We start from the raw sequence: 14,488 nt of genomic DNA on the forward strand, positions 1-14,488 counted from the left end.
GTGATTGGCTGACTGACAGTTGAATGGCTTTGGATTTAACAGAAAAAATGACAGAAAAAGCAGAGGAGATAACAGAACAGAGAAAACGCACTGCCAGGCGGCAGTGCGTCTTAGCCAATTAGGCTTCAGCGATAATGATTACCTTGATAGTGGCAATCACTTCAGCGTGTAACTGCAGGTCGATGTCGAACTCGCCAGTTTCACGTAAAGTACCATTTGGTAACTTCACTTCCGCTTTAGTTACGGCAACGCCGGCTTCAGTGATCGCATCAGCGATATCACGGGTACCAACAGAACCGAACAGTTTACCCTCGTCACCCGCTTTAGAAGCGATAGTCACCTGGGCCAGTTCAGCTACCTTGGCAGCACGGTCGTTAGCAGCAGCTAAACCAGCAGCCAGTTTGGCTTCTAATTCAGCGCGACGGGCTTCGAATTTCTCGATGTTAGCCTTAGTAGCCGGAACTGCTTTACCCTGAGGGAATAAGAAGTTACGGGCATAACCAGACTTAACAGTTACATTGTCACCTAAACCACCCAGGTTTGCGACTTTGTCTAACAGAATAATTTGCATTGCCTATACCCCTCTGTATTAGCTGTGTGAGTCGCTGTATGGTAACAGGGCCAGGTAACGGGCGCGTTTGATGGCGCGGGCTAACTGACGCTGGTATTTAGCGCTGGTGCCAGTAATACGGCTTGGTACGATCTTGCCACTTTCTGTAACATAGTTCTTCAGAACGGCGGTGTCTTTGTAATCAATCTCTACAGTGCCTTCTGCAGAAAAACGGCAGAACTTACGGCGACGGAAAAAACGTGACATTTGTCTGTCTCCTAACTTAATTGTTCAATCTGTTGCGCATGCAGGACCAGTTTTGCCTGACCACTGCGGCTTTGGTGCCGGTTTAAAAAACCACTCACCCTAACCGTGCTGCCCAACGTCAGATGCTGAGCGTGTTGTTGTAACACTGTGCCGCTTAGAACCACCTGCATCCGCACATAAGCCTGACGATTTAAGCCAGCCTCCTGCTGCATGCTGCGATGTTCCAGGGTTAACACAGTGTGCGGGATCCCCGCCGGACTCTCACTGCGCTCTGGGTGCCGGCAAAGGGCGCCACTTAGCACAAAGTAATTGTCCATCTACAACTTACTCGTCGTTTGCTACTTGCTCTTCAGTTTCACGAGGAGCACGCTCACGACGCTCTTCACGTACCTTAGCCATTGGTGATGGCTCAACGATGGCACCGTTAGTGCGCATAATCAGGTTACGTAATACCGCATCGTTGTAGCGGAAGTTAGTTTCCAGCTCATCGATCACGCTTTGTGGTGCTTCCACGTTCATTAGCACATAGTGTGCTTTGTGCAGTTTTTGAATTGGGTAAGCCAGTTGACGACGCCCCCAATCTTCTAAACGGTGGATAGAACCGCCCGCTTCTTTGATCGCGCCAGTGTAACGCTCGATCATACCAGGCACTTGTTCACTCTGATCAGGGTGAACCATAAAAACGATTTCGTAATGACGCATTGTAGCTCCTTACGGTTAGTAAGCCTCGGAAGAACTCGGCCGGGTTCTTATAAAGGCAAGGAACGTTGAGTGTATGGCCGAAGGTCGCGTATTTTAAGGAGTCAGCCGTGAAATAACAAGTGAAAGCGGCAGATTGCACAAAAAAAGTTCAGGCCAGCAAGCTGGCCTGAACTTCAAGTTCGCGGCGTTAATGACTTTAGCGGGGCGCCAGCTGGCAACGGGCACCGTTAAGGCGGACACTCTTGCCTGAGCCAGGATGCTGTAAAATACAACTGTCCCCGACTCTAACCAGTACAAAACGGTAGGATGGCAAACTATGCCGCCCATCCAGCGGCCTGCCCTGACTATCTACTGGCATCCGCTGTTCGATAAAAAGTTCAGTGCTGTGCATCAACACATCATCAGCCAGCGTAACACTGGTGCCTCCAACAATACTGACGATAAAATCATTCAGCTGTTGCCGGACGCCGGGTTCCACGCTGCTCAGCACCGCAGGCTCAGCCGCCCGGCTATGCTGACAGGCTGCCAGCATAACAGCACAGCAGCTTAACAGCAGGGCAATGGCTCTCACTGCGCCCCCTCAGCCGGTAGCAACTCAGTCACCAGCTTATTGTTGAGCAGGATGTCCTGATAGCGCGGGTCTAATAAGCGCATTTGTCCGGGCTCGTCACTGTCGATCCTGGCTTCTGGTTGCAGCCAGGCCGCGGCACCCGCCCCCGATGCACCTGCACTCACCGTCGGACAACTGTTGTTCTGGGCATAGTACAGGGCAGCACCTAACAACCGCTCCGCCGGGTCGCCAAGGGGTTGGCTGAAATCATCAGCTAATGGGCAACCTTTTACATCGGCCTGAAACACCGGATTGGTGCGCGGTACAAAGCCATCGGCATACTCGCCAAAGCCCTTGGCATTAATACCGGTAAACTGAATAGTAAAGTAGGTGGTGCCACAGTTATCGGTTGGATAAAAGCCATAGGGTTTACCACAGGTACGGCCACCAATCAGGATCACCTCGACATCAATACCTCTGAGTGCATTAACAAAGGCTTCACTGGCGGAGCAGGTATTGCCGGTACTGAGGATAAAAACCCGGCTTAAATTCAATGATGGTAGAGTGGTATTAGTCAGAACACCGGCTTCATAGTCAATCACCCGGCTATAAAACGGTATAGGTGACAGAGTGCCACCGGTAACCGGATTGATGGTTGGGTGCTTATCGTTAAAGATCGTGCGCTCAAAGAAACGGCCCTGAATAATATTCGGACCGCTGACCATATAGCCAAGCTGCGAGGCAAGGGCCAGCAAGCCGCCGCCGTTATAACGCAAATCAATCACCAGTTCATTCACGTTCGCCGAAGCAAACTGATTGACCGCATTAATCAGCTGCTGCTGGGCCAGCGCAATATGGCTGTTAAACTGCATATAACCGACTTTACCGGCTGCGGTATCCAATACCCGGACATTCTGCACCGGACTGCTGGACACGTTCGCCGAGGTCATGCTGACTTCTTTACGAACGCCAGTAGCAGACTGAAAGACAAAGTTATAACTCTGGCCGGTTGCCGATGGAAAGAGCGCGCGATTCAGCAGATCAATACCAGCCTGGGTATTATCGTTAATAAAGTCGACACCGTTGATGCTCAGTAGCTGATCGCCACGCGCCAGACCCACATTGGCGCCGGGTGAATTGGGCTCAGTATAGGCAATGGTCAGAGAGCGAGGTGGTGAGTTACGGCCAAAGGACCAGCGAATACCATAGCCAGCCGACACACCGGCCTGAGTTTGCTGTTGATATTCAGCAGTATTTTCCGTGAAATGAAAGTTATCTTTTGGCGTGCCGGAGTCGGTCAGCTGCTCAGTCTTTAGCAGATTAAAATATTGCGCTACCGAGAACGGTGCCGGGTCACGATCTGCGACCTCGCGATACCAGAGGTAGGTATTATTAGTCCAGGACCGCAGCCACATCTTTTCATGCATCGCAGTACCGGCACGATCCGGGAATGGTCGGTTACTGAACGGATCGGTGCCGGTACGTGGCGTTTGGCAGAAATCTTTTAAGGTGCTCTCCGCCGGAAACTGTCCAGCAACCCATACCGGTGCAGCCGGTAAAGTGCTACCACCGCCACTGCCGCCACTACCACCTCCAACGCCGCCAGAGCCTGACCCGCCCGAACCACCGCAAGCCGTCAACGACAATGTAACCAATGACAATGCCAGTAATGACAGCGCCGAACGACCCGAAAACTGTTGTTTACCCATGCTAAACCTCCATCTACAACTATAGAGCAGCCATTAATTTACGTGAAATTAACACAAGCCACGCCAAGCTGCAAGTAAAGCACACTCCGGTGCCCCTGAGTATAGTACGGGTAAATAGGGCGTGTTGACGTTTGCTGCTTGTTTTTGCAGCTGTTTGGCTGGTGTTTATACAAGGCAGAGCTTGTGATGTGTAGTTATTCTACATGAACAAGCGATAACGCAGTAGAAACGCCAGCCAAACGCTGCCCGAAGGGTTCGCACTGGCGACACTTTGCTCTTTGGCACTCGTCACTAATTTAGAATAACTAAACTGCGCTCCTCGTTTCGCGATCAAAGTGCCGCCAGTGTGAACAAAATCTAAGCAGAAAACGTCAACACGCCCTAGGGTGTCAGATGAGCGACTGCCGTTGCCGGACCGCTTCAAACAAACAGATCCCTGCCGCAACAGAGACATTCAGACTGGATACAGTGCCAAACATCGGTATCTTTACCAGTGCGTCACAGGTTTCCCGGGTCAGACGCCGCAAACCCTCACCTTCGGCGCCTAATACCAGCGCTAAAGGCCCTTTTAGATCGGCCTGGTAGACCAGAGTCTCGGTTTCACCGGCAGTACCCACTACCCAAACACCGGCTTCCTGTAATTGCCGCAACGTGCGCGCCAGATTCGTTACCGTGATAAAGGGCACCGACTCGGCGGCACCGCAGGCCACTTTGCGTACTACTGATGTTAATTTTACCGAACGATCTTTCGGTGCTACTACTGCATGTACACCCGCCGCATCCGCGCTACGTAAGATCGCGCCCAGATTATGCGGGTCGGTGACACCATCCAGCACCAATAGTAAGGGTTTACTCTGGGCTTCAATAATCGCCGCCAGATCGGCCTCGTTACCACTACTGCTTAACCGTGCTTTAGCCACAATACCCTGATGCTGGCCGCCGACCATCTCATCCAGGGTTTTACGATTACAAAATTGCACTGAAATGCCGTGTTGCCGCGCTTGCTGCAACAATGGCTGCATCCGTTTGTCGTCGCGGTCTTTTAAGACAAAAATTTCCAGCAAATCCTGCGGGGCGCGTTTTAATAAGGCTTCGACCGCATGCAGGCCAAATACCAGATCATTACTCATAGCTTACCTGTCGTAAATTACAGAGCGCCGTACTAGCGGCGACTCTTGGATTTTTTTGCTTTCGGCGCAGCAGGCTTTTTGCCTGCCGGGGCTTTGGTTGTTTTGCCTGCTTTGGTTGCTTTGGTTGCTTTGCCCGCCTTGGCCGGCGCAGTTTTGCCAGTTTGCCGCGCCAGCTTTTCTTCAAAAGCAGCATTTTTACTGGCTTTAATCTGCCGGCCAGAAACCTGGGTGCGGGCTTCGCCCACCAGTACCAGATCAATTTTCCGCGCTTCCAGATGCACCGCTACCACTTTCACGGTCACCGCATCGCCCATCCGGTAACTGACACCTGAGTGCTCACCGGTCAGAATTTGCCGTTCGGTATCAAAGCGGTAATAGTCATTTTGCAGCGAGGTGACATGTACCAGACCTTCAATATACAAGTCACTCAGTCTGACAAAGAGCCCGAAATTGGTGACGGTTGACACCACCCCCGGAAACTCTGAACCGAGGTGATCCTGCATATATTCACATTTTAGCCAGTCGGCGACTTCACGGGTCGCATCATCAGCCCGCCGCTCGGTCATCGAGCACTGCTCACCGAGTGGCGCCATATCTTTTTCAATATAGGCTTTCGGACCGGTAACCTGCTGACCTTGCTTAGCCAGAATGGCTTTAATGGCCCGGTGCAGCACCAGATCCGGATAACGGCGGATCGGCGAGGTAAAGTGGGCATAGGCTTCCAACGCCAAACCAAAGTGCCCCTGATTATCACCCTGATATACCGCTTGTTTCATCGAGCGCAACATCGTGGTTTCAATCAGTTCGCGGTCGGGTCGATCGGACAAACGCGCCAGCACCTCAGTCAGCTCCAACGGTGTCGGCTCATCTGACAGATTGGCTTCAATACCCAGCTCAGCTAAAAAGCGTTTAAAGTTAGCAAAGCGATCGCCATCCGGCCGCTCGTGTACCCGGAATAAGGCATGAGCTTCATGCTTCTCAATAAAGCGTGCCGCCGCCACGTTGGCCATAATCATACATTCTTCAATGATCTTATGCGCTTCGTTGCGGTGCACCGGCACAATCTGCTCAATCTTGCGGTGGCTGTTAAAGATAAAACGGGTTTCCACGGTTTCAAATTCAATGGCACCGCGCTGTGCCCGTACTTTTGCCAGCTTTTTATACAGGCTATACAGGGTTTCCAGGTTGGTTAGCTGGGCGGCATATTCCTGCCGTAGCTTAGGATCGCCCTGTAAAATGGCATGCACCTTGTTGTAGGTAAAGCGCGCCGCTGAATGCATCACCGCTTCATAAAACTGATAGCTTTCCAGCTTGCCGTGCGCACTGATATGCATTTCAGCGACAAAGCATAAGCGGTCAACGTGCGGATTTAATGAGCACAGGCCATTCGACAAGGCTTCGGGCAACATAGGAACCACATGGTCCGGAAAGTACACCGAGTTCCCGCGCTCCAGCGCACTGTGATCCAGAGGTGTGCCAAATTGCACATAAGCGCTGACATCAGCAATAGCGACCCACAGCTTCCAGCCGCCGTTCTCTTTGGCTTCGGCATAGACCGCATCGTCAAAGTCACGGGCATCTTCACCGTCGATGGTCACCAGCGGCAGCTGTGTTAAATCAACCCGCCCCTGCTTAGCCGTAGCCGGTACCTCTTCGCCAAACTTCGCGACCTGCTGAATCACAGCATCAGAAAAGACGTGCGGGATCTGATGATTACGGATCGCAACTTCGATTTCCATCCCGGGCGCCATATGCTCGCCCAGTACTTCGACCACCCGCCCCATGGCGTTAACCCGCTTCGATGGCCGTTGGGTAATTTCAACTAAAACCACCTGACCATGGCGGGCAGCACCCTGCTCGCCTTCAGGCACAATAATATCCTGGCAGATCCGCGCATCATCAGGTACCACAACGCACAGCGCATGGTCTTTATAATAACGGCCAACAATGGCTTCGCTGCGCGGCTCTAATACCCGCACCACCCGCGCTTCGATCTTATCTTTGCTTTTCACGCTGGCGGCGGTCGCCAGTACCTTATCGCCTGGCAGCAAACGCTGCATTTCATGAAAGGGCAGATACCAGTCTGGTCCACCCTGTTCTGTTTTTAAAAAGCCAAAGCCTTCACGATGACCGATCACCGTGCCTTTGACTAAATCCATATGGTCCACTAACCCATAGCGCTTACTTTTGGTAAACAGCAGCTGGCCATCGCGCTCCATAGCACGTAAGCGCTTTTTCAGCGCAAAAATGGCTTCATCGTCATTCAGACCAAGTTCGCTGACTAGTTCTTCAAAGTAGGCCGGCTGTTGCCGTTTTTCGATGTGCTCGAGAATAAACTCGCGGCTGGGGATAGGGTTGTCGTATTTTTCTTGCTCACGCGCAAGATGCGGATCATTTACCGTCATTAATTAAACTTTTGTTTCCTTTTGGTACTATTCAGTGTAACACCCCGCAGAGAAAATGAGATGAATTTCATCTTACAGGGCGTTCGGCATTCGCCACTACCCGTGCTGGCATCTTTTCTGCCAGCTGTTTTTTTAGGCGATTAATTTTAGCATGAGTTGCCTCATCAGCGCTAATGCTATGATGCAACCAACGATAAGTTTGTTCAAAATCAGCCGGACTGCCCTGCCCGGCGACCAGAATTTCGGCCAGACGTAGCCTTGCTGGCAAATTGCCCATAGCGGCCGCTTCGCGTAAATAAATAATGGCCTTGTTGGTATCTGGTTGCACAAAGCGACCGATATGGTAATAACGGCCAATTTGTTCAAGCCCTTCGGGAAAACCCTGTGATGCCGACTGCAACATAAAGTCCCAGCCACGCTCGACATCGCGCGGTACGCAGACACCATAGGCCAGCATATCGCCAAACAAAAACTGATAGGACGGCAGCTTCATAATTTCAGCACGGGCCTCAATATCCTGCACTAATTGGCAATCGTCGGCTTTGACCCGCTGTAAATGGCTGTTCTCACGGATCAGTTTAATCAGCTCGTCCTGAGTGTACAGCTCGACTGGCTGCAATTCCTGGCTGTGCAGAGGTAGCACTGCAGCCATGGCAACAACGCTGACAGAGATAAAGAGAACCGATTTTAGCATAGCGTCAAACAACCATCGTTAAAGGCAGATACAAAAGCTAAGCAAAATTTACGCCATAAAGCAAAAATTGCCTGGTCAATCCGTTCCAGTAGCCACTATAAATAAAAAACGCTGCTCAGTGGCAGCGTTTTTTGATGTTGCAACAAGCTTAGTCCGCAAACGGATGGGTCAGCACTATGGTCTGTACCCGATCTGGTCCGGTAGAAACGATATCAATAGGTACACCGGTCACTTCTTCCAACCGCTTAATATAGTTGCGCGCAGCCTGTGGCAGCTGCTCCAACTGCTGGATGCCGAAAGTGGTTTCACTCCAGCCTGGCATTTCTTCATATACCGGCTGCACCAGTTCAAAGCCTTCTGCTGCCAGCGGCGGAGTTTGCAGTACTGAGCCATCAGGTTGACGGTAACCGGTACAGATTTTTACTGTTTCCAGACCATCCAGTACATCCAGCTTAGTTAAACAGAAACCTGAGATACTGTTCAGCTGCACCGCACGGCGCACCGCCACAGCGTCAAACCAACCACAGCGGCGTTTACGGCCAGTGGTGGCGCCAAATTCATGGCCCTTCACGCCCAGGTGTTCACCGACAGCACAATCCAGCTCGGTTGGGAACGGACCTGAACCAACACGGGTGGTGTAGGCTTTAACGATACCCAGTACATAATCCAGATAACGCGGGCCAAAACCACAGCCAGTTGCCACGCCACCTGCAGTAGTGTTTGAAGAGGTCACATAGGGGTAAGTACCGTGGTCGATATCCAGCAAGGTGCCCTGAGCACCCTCAAACATAATACGCTGGCCGTTTTTGCGAGCCTGATCCAACAGCTCAGTGACGTCAACCACCAGAGATTTCAGTAAATCGGCCATCGCCAGCGCATTATCCAGCGTGCTCTGATAATCAATGGCATCAACTTTGTAGTACTGAGTCAGCGTAAAGTTGTGTAAGTCCATTACGGTTTTCAGCTTTTCAGCAAACAGCTCCGGATTAAACAGATCGCCAACGCGTAAACCACGACGCGCAACCTTATCTTCATAAGCCGGGCCGATACCGCGACCGGTGGTGCCGATTGGCTTATCGCCACGGGCTTTTTCACGGGCAACATCCAGTGCAACATGGAAAGGCAGAATTAACGGACAGGCTTCGCTCACCAGTAACCGCTCTTTCACCGGTACGCCACGCTGTTCCAGCATGGTCATTTCTTTCAGGAAGGCTTCTGGTGACAGTACTACGCCGTTACCAATCACACATTTTACATTGTCACGTAAAATGCCTGACGGGATCAGGTGCAATACCGTTTTCTCACCATTGATTACCAACGTATGCCCGGCATTATGGCCGCCCTGATAGCGCACCACATAGCTGGCTTTATCGGTTAATAAGTCAACAATCTTACCTTTACCTTCGTCACCCCATTGGGTGCCGAGCACAACGACGTTCTTAGCCATGGTTCCCACATCACGGAAAAAATTAGGCGTGGATTTTAACAAAAGCCCGGCCAAGTTTCAGCCGTCCAGACGAAAAAAAGGCCGTGAATTTTCACGGCCTGGTCAGTTCATTGATTTATAAGGATTTAAGACACGACAAATCAAACTGGTCAGCGTTCTGATAGAGGGCAAAACCAAAGCGTAGCCGATCGCCGCGATAATCGGTCTCAATACCATGCTGTTTCAGATAGGCAGCCAGCTCGGCAACCTGACTGGCACTGCCCAGCCTGAAGGTAAAAAAGTGGCCATGACAGCTGGCATCATGCAGCAATAACTGCTGTTGATTAAGCTGCGGATGCGCCAGTTCGTCCTGCAAGGTCAGGAAGTGCTGCTGCAACTGCTGCACATACTGATGGATGCGCCCGACCGTAATACCCTGCTGCTTAAACAACAACAAGGCCGCTTCCAAGCGGTATAGCGCACTAAAATCCAAAGTTGCACCGGCAAAACGGTAACCATCCTCACTGTATAACACCAGGGCCGATTTTTGTGCGGCCAAAGTGCCAAACTCGGCAAACCAGCCGGTGTAAAGCGGACGCTGCTCACTGCCGGCCGGCACCGCCATAAAGCAGCAGCCTTCGCCGCCTTGCGCATACTTATAACTGCCTGCCAGATAGAAAATCCGCTCCGCAATCTCAGACAAATCGGTAGGCAGGGCCATAAAACCATGATAACCGTCGATCACCAGCATCGCCTGACTGACCGCAGCCAAACCTTTGACGAAGGCTGGCAGATCGGCGATGGCATAACCAGAGTTAAAAAATACCTGGCTACAGAAAATCAGTTGGTACTCAGCCTGGGCGGCAGCTGCGGTAAAACGTTCGGTAAAGGTGGCAAAAGGTTCAGTCGGGATCTGTACCACTTCAACGTTGGCTAATTCTGCCAGACGTTTGATCTGCCGTTGAAAACTGTAAAACTCGCTGTCCGTCGTCAAGACTTTTAATGGTTGCTGCCAGTCAAAACAGCTTAGCAACCGCATCACCAGTTCATGGGTATTGGGGGCGAATACCAACTGCTCCGGCAAGGGCAGATTCAGGATATCCGCAATCAGCTGCTGAGTTTGCGGCACTTTCTGGCCGAAAATATATTGCCACTTATCATCGACCAGCCGGGCACTGTCATCCCAGTATGCCAGCTGAGCCTCGCGGGTAACGTCCGGCCAATAATGATGCGAGTGACAGGCAAAGTGCTGCTTACCGGCATTAGCGGTTAAGAATTTCTGATAAAACTGCTGGTACATAGCGCCTCCCCGCCAGCGATTTTATACGGAAGAAAAAGGCCCTGACGGGCCTTTTTCAATGCAAGCTAAACTGAGTTAATTGCGACCTTTTTCCGAACGCATAAATTTGAAGAAGTCATTATCCGGCTGCACAATCAGCACATCGTTCTTCGAATTAAAGCTGTTACGGTAAGCTTCCAGACTGCGGACAAAGCTGTAAAACTCCGCATTCTTGTTAAACATTTCCGCATAAACCCGGGCCGCGGTAGCATCGCCTTCACCGCGCACGGTACGAGAGTTCCGCTCAGCGTCCGCCAGCATAACGGTAACACGGGCATCAACATCGGCACGGATAATTTCCGCTTGCTCTCGACCACGGGCACGATGCTCATCGGCTACCGCCTTACGCTCGGCGCGCATCCGGGCAAAGATAGAGTCGCTGATTTCGGTTGGCAGGTTGATTTGTTTCACCCGCACGTCAATCACTTCAATCCCCAGCTCATTGGCCGCCAGCGCCGCTTGCGACAGTGCACTTTGCATCAACTGGGTACGCTCACCGGAAACAATTTCCTGAATAGTACGGGCACCGAACTCAGTCCGCAGACCGTTGTTGATATACTGCTTTAACAGCACTTCAGCTTGCGACTTAATGCCGCCGGTTGATAGAAAGAAGGCACCAAAGTCTTTGATCCGCCATTTGACATAGCTGTCAACTAACAGGTCCTTTTTCTCTGCGGTCACAAAGCGGTCAGCCTGGTCATCCAGAGTTTGTACCCGGGCGTCCAGCTTACGGACTTCCTGGATCAGCGGTAACTTAAAATGTAAACCTGGTTCATACACTAACACCCGGTTTTCTGCATCACGCTGAATTTTACCAAACTGGGTAACAATAGCGCGCTGGCCCTCCGGCACCACAAAGATGGCAGATACCACGACTAATGCCACAACCACCAAAATTGCAATAATAAAGTTTTTCATCTGTTATTACCTCCCACTGCCGGTACGGGGTGTTGAGCTACGCACCGGTGCCGGTTGCATTGGCGTATTGCCACTGTCCAGATTCGGTCTGACCGGGGTTACCCCCTGGGTGCTCTGGCCAGCTGCGCTACCTTTCATCAGTTGCTCTAAAGGTAAGTACATCAGGTTGTTGCTATTTTTCACATCAACAAGAATTTTTGAAGTATTGCTGTAGACATATTCCATCGTCTCCAGATACATCCGGTCACGGGTAACCTGAGGTGCGGCCAGATATTGCGGTAATAATTGTTCGAAGCGGGCAACTTCACCCTGTGCTTTCAGTACGATTTGTTGCTTGTAGGCTTCAGCTTCCTGCATCACGCGGTTAACCTGACCACGGGCACGCGGTTCCACTTCACGGGCATAGGCGGTCGCTTCCTGGACAAAGCGCTCCTGATCTTCCTGGGCTTTGATTGCATCGTCAAAGGCGTCACGGACTTCTTCCGGCGGACGGGCGTCACGGAAGTTAACGTCAACCAGCACCAAGCCCATATTATAAGGCTGAATAATGCTTTCCAGTTCCTGACGGGTATTTTGCCGTACCACTTCACGACCGCGGGTTAACACATCATCCATAATCGAATGACCGATAACAAAGCGCAATGCGGCGTCAGTAGCTTCACGCAAGCTACGGTCAGCATCGACCACTGAGAACAAGTATTGGCGGGCATTGAAAATCCGGTACTGAATTTCGAAAGTCACCCGGACCAGGTTCTGATCCTGCGTCAACATAAAGCCATCGGTCCGCAGTGAGCGAACTTCCTGGGTATTGACCGGTGTAACAGTGTCGATAAAGGTTGGCTTCCAGTGGATACCTGCACCAACTTCAGTATGGTATTGTCCGAAGCGCAGGATCACGCCGCGTTCCGCATCTTTAATGGTATAAAAGCCGCTTAAACCCCAGATTAATAACGCCACCACCAGCACTACGGTAAAGAGTGCTGACGCGCCGCCACCAGAGTTGTCGCCTTTGCCACCAAAGATACCACCAAATTTCTTACCGAAATTGCGGAATACTTCATCTAAATCGGGCGGGCCTTGATCCCGACCCCCTTGCTTCCAGGGATCGTTATTCTTGCCGTTATTGCCCGGCTCATTCCAAGCCATGCTTAACTCCACTTATAAAGTTACTGTCAAAGGTTAATGTATCAAAAAACTGGCGGCCTGACGATATAGTTTTCCAGCGGCTGCCCGTACTGCTTTAGCAATCTGGCCCATTGTGCTGCCGCCAGTTTCAGCTGTAGCTGATAACTGCCGTCTTCTAAATACTGTTCGTGTTGTACTGCCTGCAGTGCGAACAGCTGTGCCCGCAGTTGGCTATAATGCGGCGGTAAACACAACTGCAGATGCAAATACTGCTGCGATAAGCGTTCAATTAACGCCTGTTGCAATAAATCCAGACCGGCACCAGTTAACGCCGACAACCAAACAGCCGCCGGCAGCCCCTGTTCGTTGTACTCTATACGGGGTTGCTGTGCCAACTGGTCAATTTTGTTAAACACTAATAACTGCGGCACCTCGGCAGCGTCAATTTCGGTTAACACCAGCTGTACCTGCCGCATATTCTCGTCCCGCCTCGGATCCGCGGCATCGATCACATGCAGCTGGAGATCAGCATCGCGGGTTTCCTGTAGGGTTGATTTAAAGGCCGCCACCAGATCATGCGGTAAATGCCGGATAAAGCCGACAGTATCCGCGAGTATGGCTTCGCCAAACTGCGGCAAGTTGATTTGACGCAGCGTGGGATCAAGGGTCGCAAACAGCTGATCTGCAGCATAGACTTCAGCCCGGGTCAGACGGTTAAATAAACTGGATTTGCCGGCATTGGTATAACCGACGATAGAAATGACCGGTTGTTCGGAGCGTTGTCTGGCGCGGCGGCCTTGCTCACGCTGGCGGCCAAGCTTTTCCAGCCGGGCCTTTAACGCCTTAACCCTTTCCCGCAGCAAGCGCCGGTCGGTTTCCAGCCGGGTTTCACCCGGGCCGCGTAAACCAATACCGCCTTTCTGCCGCTCGTTGTCAAAGCCACGGATCAGTCGCGAAGCCAGATGTTGCAGCTGTGCCAGCTCGACCTGCAATTTCCCTTCATAGGTGCGGGCGCGCTGGGCAAAAATATCCAGGATCAAGCTGGTGCGATCTATGACCCGCACCTGACACAGCCGCTCTAAGTTGCGGGTTTGGCTGGGGCTCAGCTCGTTATTGAAGATCACGACCGAAGCGGCAGTATCGGCGACCAGTGCCGCCAGTTCAGCGGCCTTGCCGGTACCGATAAATAATTTCGCGTCCGGCGCCTGACGACTACAGCTTAATTCGCCCAGCACAGCAACACCCGCAGAAGCCACTAACATGCGTAGCTCCTGCAGATCTTCGGTAGACTGTTCCTGCGGGAAATTAACGTGTACCAGTACGGCTTGCTCAGCCGGCTCAGCCAGTTCAAACAAGCGCTGTTACCCCGCTAATTATTCGAGATCCTCGCTTTCATCGGCAGCACCGCTCTGGCTGGTCATGGTATTAACCGCCCGGGCAGGTACAACAGTAGAAATGGCGTGCTTGTATACCATCTGACTGACGGTATTTTTCAGCAGAATGACGAATTGGTCGAAAGATTCAACCTGACCCTGCAATTTAATCCCATTCACCAAGTAAATTGAAACAGGAATGCGCTCCCGTCTTAAGGTGTTCAAAAATGGGTCTTGTAATGATTGGCCTTTTGCCATGTCACGCTTTCCTTTTTTATTTAGTATGCCTGATATAGGTAT

Annotated in this window: 15 protein-coding genes; all 15 read right to left on the reverse strand. The window is 51.6% G+C overall.

The features are described from left to right. Positions 1 to 118: 118 nt before the first annotated feature. The 15 genes from rplI to hfq all read right to left on the reverse strand — a co-directional run bounded on the left by rplI (position 119) and on the right by hfq (position 14,446). Positions 119 to 571, reverse strand: coding sequence for a 50S ribosomal protein L9 (gene rplI, locus A9165_RS00860; RefSeq protein ID WP_008607115.1), 453 nt, complete (start codon positions 569 to 571; stop codon positions 119 to 121). 18 nt (positions 572 to 589) lie between these two features. After that, positions 590 to 817, reverse strand: a complete 228-nt coding sequence (rpsR, locus tag A9165_RS00865; protein WP_008218940.1) for a 30S ribosomal protein S18 — start codon at positions 815 to 817, stop codon at positions 590 to 592. An 11-nt stretch (positions 818 to 828) separates the two neighbouring features. Further along, positions 829 to 1,134 carry a primosomal replication protein N gene (gene priB, locus A9165_RS00870; protein WP_008607114.1) on the reverse strand — a complete coding sequence of 102 codons (306 nt, stop codon included), beginning with the start codon at positions 1,132 to 1,134 and terminating at the stop codon, positions 829 to 831. 7 nt (positions 1,135 to 1,141) lie between these two features. Next, on the reverse strand, positions 1,142 to 1,519 hold the full coding sequence (rpsF, locus tag A9165_RS00875; RefSeq protein ID WP_008984458.1) for a 30S ribosomal protein S6: 378 nt from the start codon (positions 1,517 to 1,519) through the stop codon (positions 1,142 to 1,144). 196 nt (positions 1,520 to 1,715) lie between these two features. Further along, complete coding sequence (locus tag A9165_RS00880) at positions 1,716 to 2,090, reverse strand: hypothetical protein (protein WP_065954591.1); 375 nt, start codon at positions 2,088 to 2,090, stop codon at positions 1,716 to 1,718. After that, positions 2,087 to 3,778 (reverse strand): S41 family peptidase, encoded by a 1,692-nt coding sequence (locus A9165_RS00885; protein WP_065954592.1) that lies wholly within the window; start codon positions 3,776 to 3,778, stop codon positions 2,087 to 2,089. The genes A9165_RS00880 and A9165_RS00885 overlap by 4 nt, the downstream gene beginning before the upstream one ends. Positions 3,779 to 4,167: 389 nt before the next feature. Beyond that, on the reverse strand, positions 4,168 to 4,908 hold the full coding sequence (rlmB, locus tag A9165_RS00890; protein WP_065954593.1) for a 23S rRNA (guanosine(2251)-2'-O)-methyltransferase RlmB: 741 nt from the start codon (positions 4,906 to 4,908) through the stop codon (positions 4,168 to 4,170). Positions 4,909 to 4,940: 32 nt separating this feature from the next. Further along, complete coding sequence (gene rnr, locus A9165_RS00895) at positions 4,941 to 7,313, reverse strand: ribonuclease R (RefSeq protein WP_065954594.1); 2,373 nt, start codon at positions 7,311 to 7,313, stop codon at positions 4,941 to 4,943. 67 nt (positions 7,314 to 7,380) lie between these two features. Beyond that, positions 7,381 to 8,007, reverse strand: a complete 627-nt coding sequence (locus A9165_RS00900; protein ID WP_065954595.1) for a tetratricopeptide repeat protein — start codon at positions 8,005 to 8,007, stop codon at positions 7,381 to 7,383. A gap of 148 nt (positions 8,008 to 8,155) precedes the next feature. Continuing rightward, positions 8,156 to 9,454: an adenylosuccinate synthase gene (locus A9165_RS00905; protein ID WP_008607099.1), complete on the reverse strand. Its 1,299-nt coding sequence runs from the start codon at positions 9,452 to 9,454 to the stop codon at positions 8,156 to 8,158. A gap of 115 nt (positions 9,455 to 9,569) precedes the next feature. Continuing rightward, positions 9,570 to 10,733 carry an aminotransferase class V-fold PLP-dependent enzyme gene (locus A9165_RS00910; RefSeq protein ID WP_065954596.1) on the reverse strand — a complete coding sequence of 388 codons (1,164 nt, stop codon included), beginning with the start codon at positions 10,731 to 10,733 and terminating at the stop codon, positions 9,570 to 9,572. A 75-nt stretch (positions 10,734 to 10,808) separates the two neighbouring features. Then, positions 10,809 to 11,690 carry a protease modulator HflC gene (hflC, locus tag A9165_RS00915; RefSeq protein ID WP_008951222.1) on the reverse strand — a complete coding sequence of 294 codons (882 nt, stop codon included), beginning with the start codon at positions 11,688 to 11,690 and terminating at the stop codon, positions 10,809 to 10,811. Positions 11,691 to 11,696: 6 nt separating this feature from the next. Further along, entirely contained in the window at positions 11,697 to 12,836 is a 1,140-nt protein-coding gene (gene hflK / locus A9165_RS00920; protein ID WP_008607093.1) for an FtsH protease activity modulator HflK, read from the reverse strand. A 41-nt stretch (positions 12,837 to 12,877) separates the two neighbouring features. Beyond that, positions 12,878 to 14,170, reverse strand: coding sequence for a ribosome rescue GTPase HflX (hflX, locus tag A9165_RS00925; RefSeq protein ID WP_065954597.1), 1,293 nt, complete (start codon positions 14,168 to 14,170; stop codon positions 12,878 to 12,880). An 18-nt stretch (positions 14,171 to 14,188) separates the two neighbouring features. Next, a complete protein-coding gene (gene hfq / locus A9165_RS00930; RefSeq protein ID WP_008607089.1) occupies positions 14,189 to 14,446 on the reverse strand; it encodes an RNA chaperone Hfq in 258 nt (85 codons plus the stop codon). Between the last annotated feature and the right edge of the window lie 42 nt (positions 14,447 to 14,488).

It is taken from the genome of Alishewanella sp. HH-ZS (assembly GCF_001704375.1).
In the GTDB taxonomy this organism is placed as follows: domain Bacteria; phylum Pseudomonadota; class Gammaproteobacteria; order Enterobacterales; family Alteromonadaceae; genus Alishewanella; species Alishewanella aestuarii.

Bases quoted from the DNA above. Each gene is read 5' to 3' on its own strand.
- hfq (WP_008607089.1), bottom strand. From the start codon at position 14,446: ATGGCAAAAGGCCAATCATTACAAGACCCATTTTTGAACACCTTAAGA.
- rpsF (WP_008984458.1), bottom strand. From the start codon at position 1,519: ATGCGTCATTACGAAATCGTTTTTATGGTTCACCCTGATCAGAGTGAA.
- hflK (WP_008607093.1), bottom strand. From the start codon at position 12,836: ATGGCTTGGAATGAGCCGGGCAATAACGGCAAGAATAACGATCCCTGG.
- rpsR (WP_008218940.1), bottom strand. From the start codon at position 817: ATGTCACGTTTTTTCCGTCGCCGTAAGTTCTGCCGTTTTTCTGCAGAA.
- A9165_RS00905 (WP_008607099.1), bottom strand. From the start codon at position 9,454: ATGGCTAAGAACGTCGTTGTGCTCGGCACCCAATGGGGTGACGAAGGT.
- hflC (WP_008951222.1), bottom strand. From the start codon at position 11,690: ATGAAAAACTTTATTATTGCAATTTTGGTGGTTGTGGCATTAGTCGTG.
- rnr (WP_065954594.1), bottom strand. From the start codon at position 7,313: ATGACGGTAAATGATCCGCATCTTGCGCGTGAGCAAGAAAAATACGAC.
- priB (WP_008607114.1), bottom strand. From the start codon at position 1,134: ATGGACAATTACTTTGTGCTAAGTGGCGCCCTTTGCCGGCACCCAGAG.
- A9165_RS00910 (WP_065954596.1), bottom strand. From the start codon at position 10,733: ATGTACCAGCAGTTTTATCAGAAATTCTTAACCGCTAATGCCGGTAAG.
- rlmB (WP_065954593.1), bottom strand. From the start codon at position 4,908: ATGAGTAATGATCTGGTATTTGGCCTGCATGCGGTCGAAGCCTTATTA.
- A9165_RS00900 (WP_065954595.1), bottom strand. From the start codon at position 8,007: ATGCTAAAATCGGTTCTCTTTATCTCTGTCAGCGTTGTTGCCATGGCT.
- rplI (WP_008607115.1), bottom strand. From the start codon at position 571: ATGCAAATTATTCTGTTAGACAAAGTCGCAAACCTGGGTGGTTTAGGT.
- A9165_RS00885 (WP_065954592.1), bottom strand. From the start codon at position 3,778: ATGGGTAAACAACAGTTTTCGGGTCGTTCGGCGCTGTCATTACTGGCA.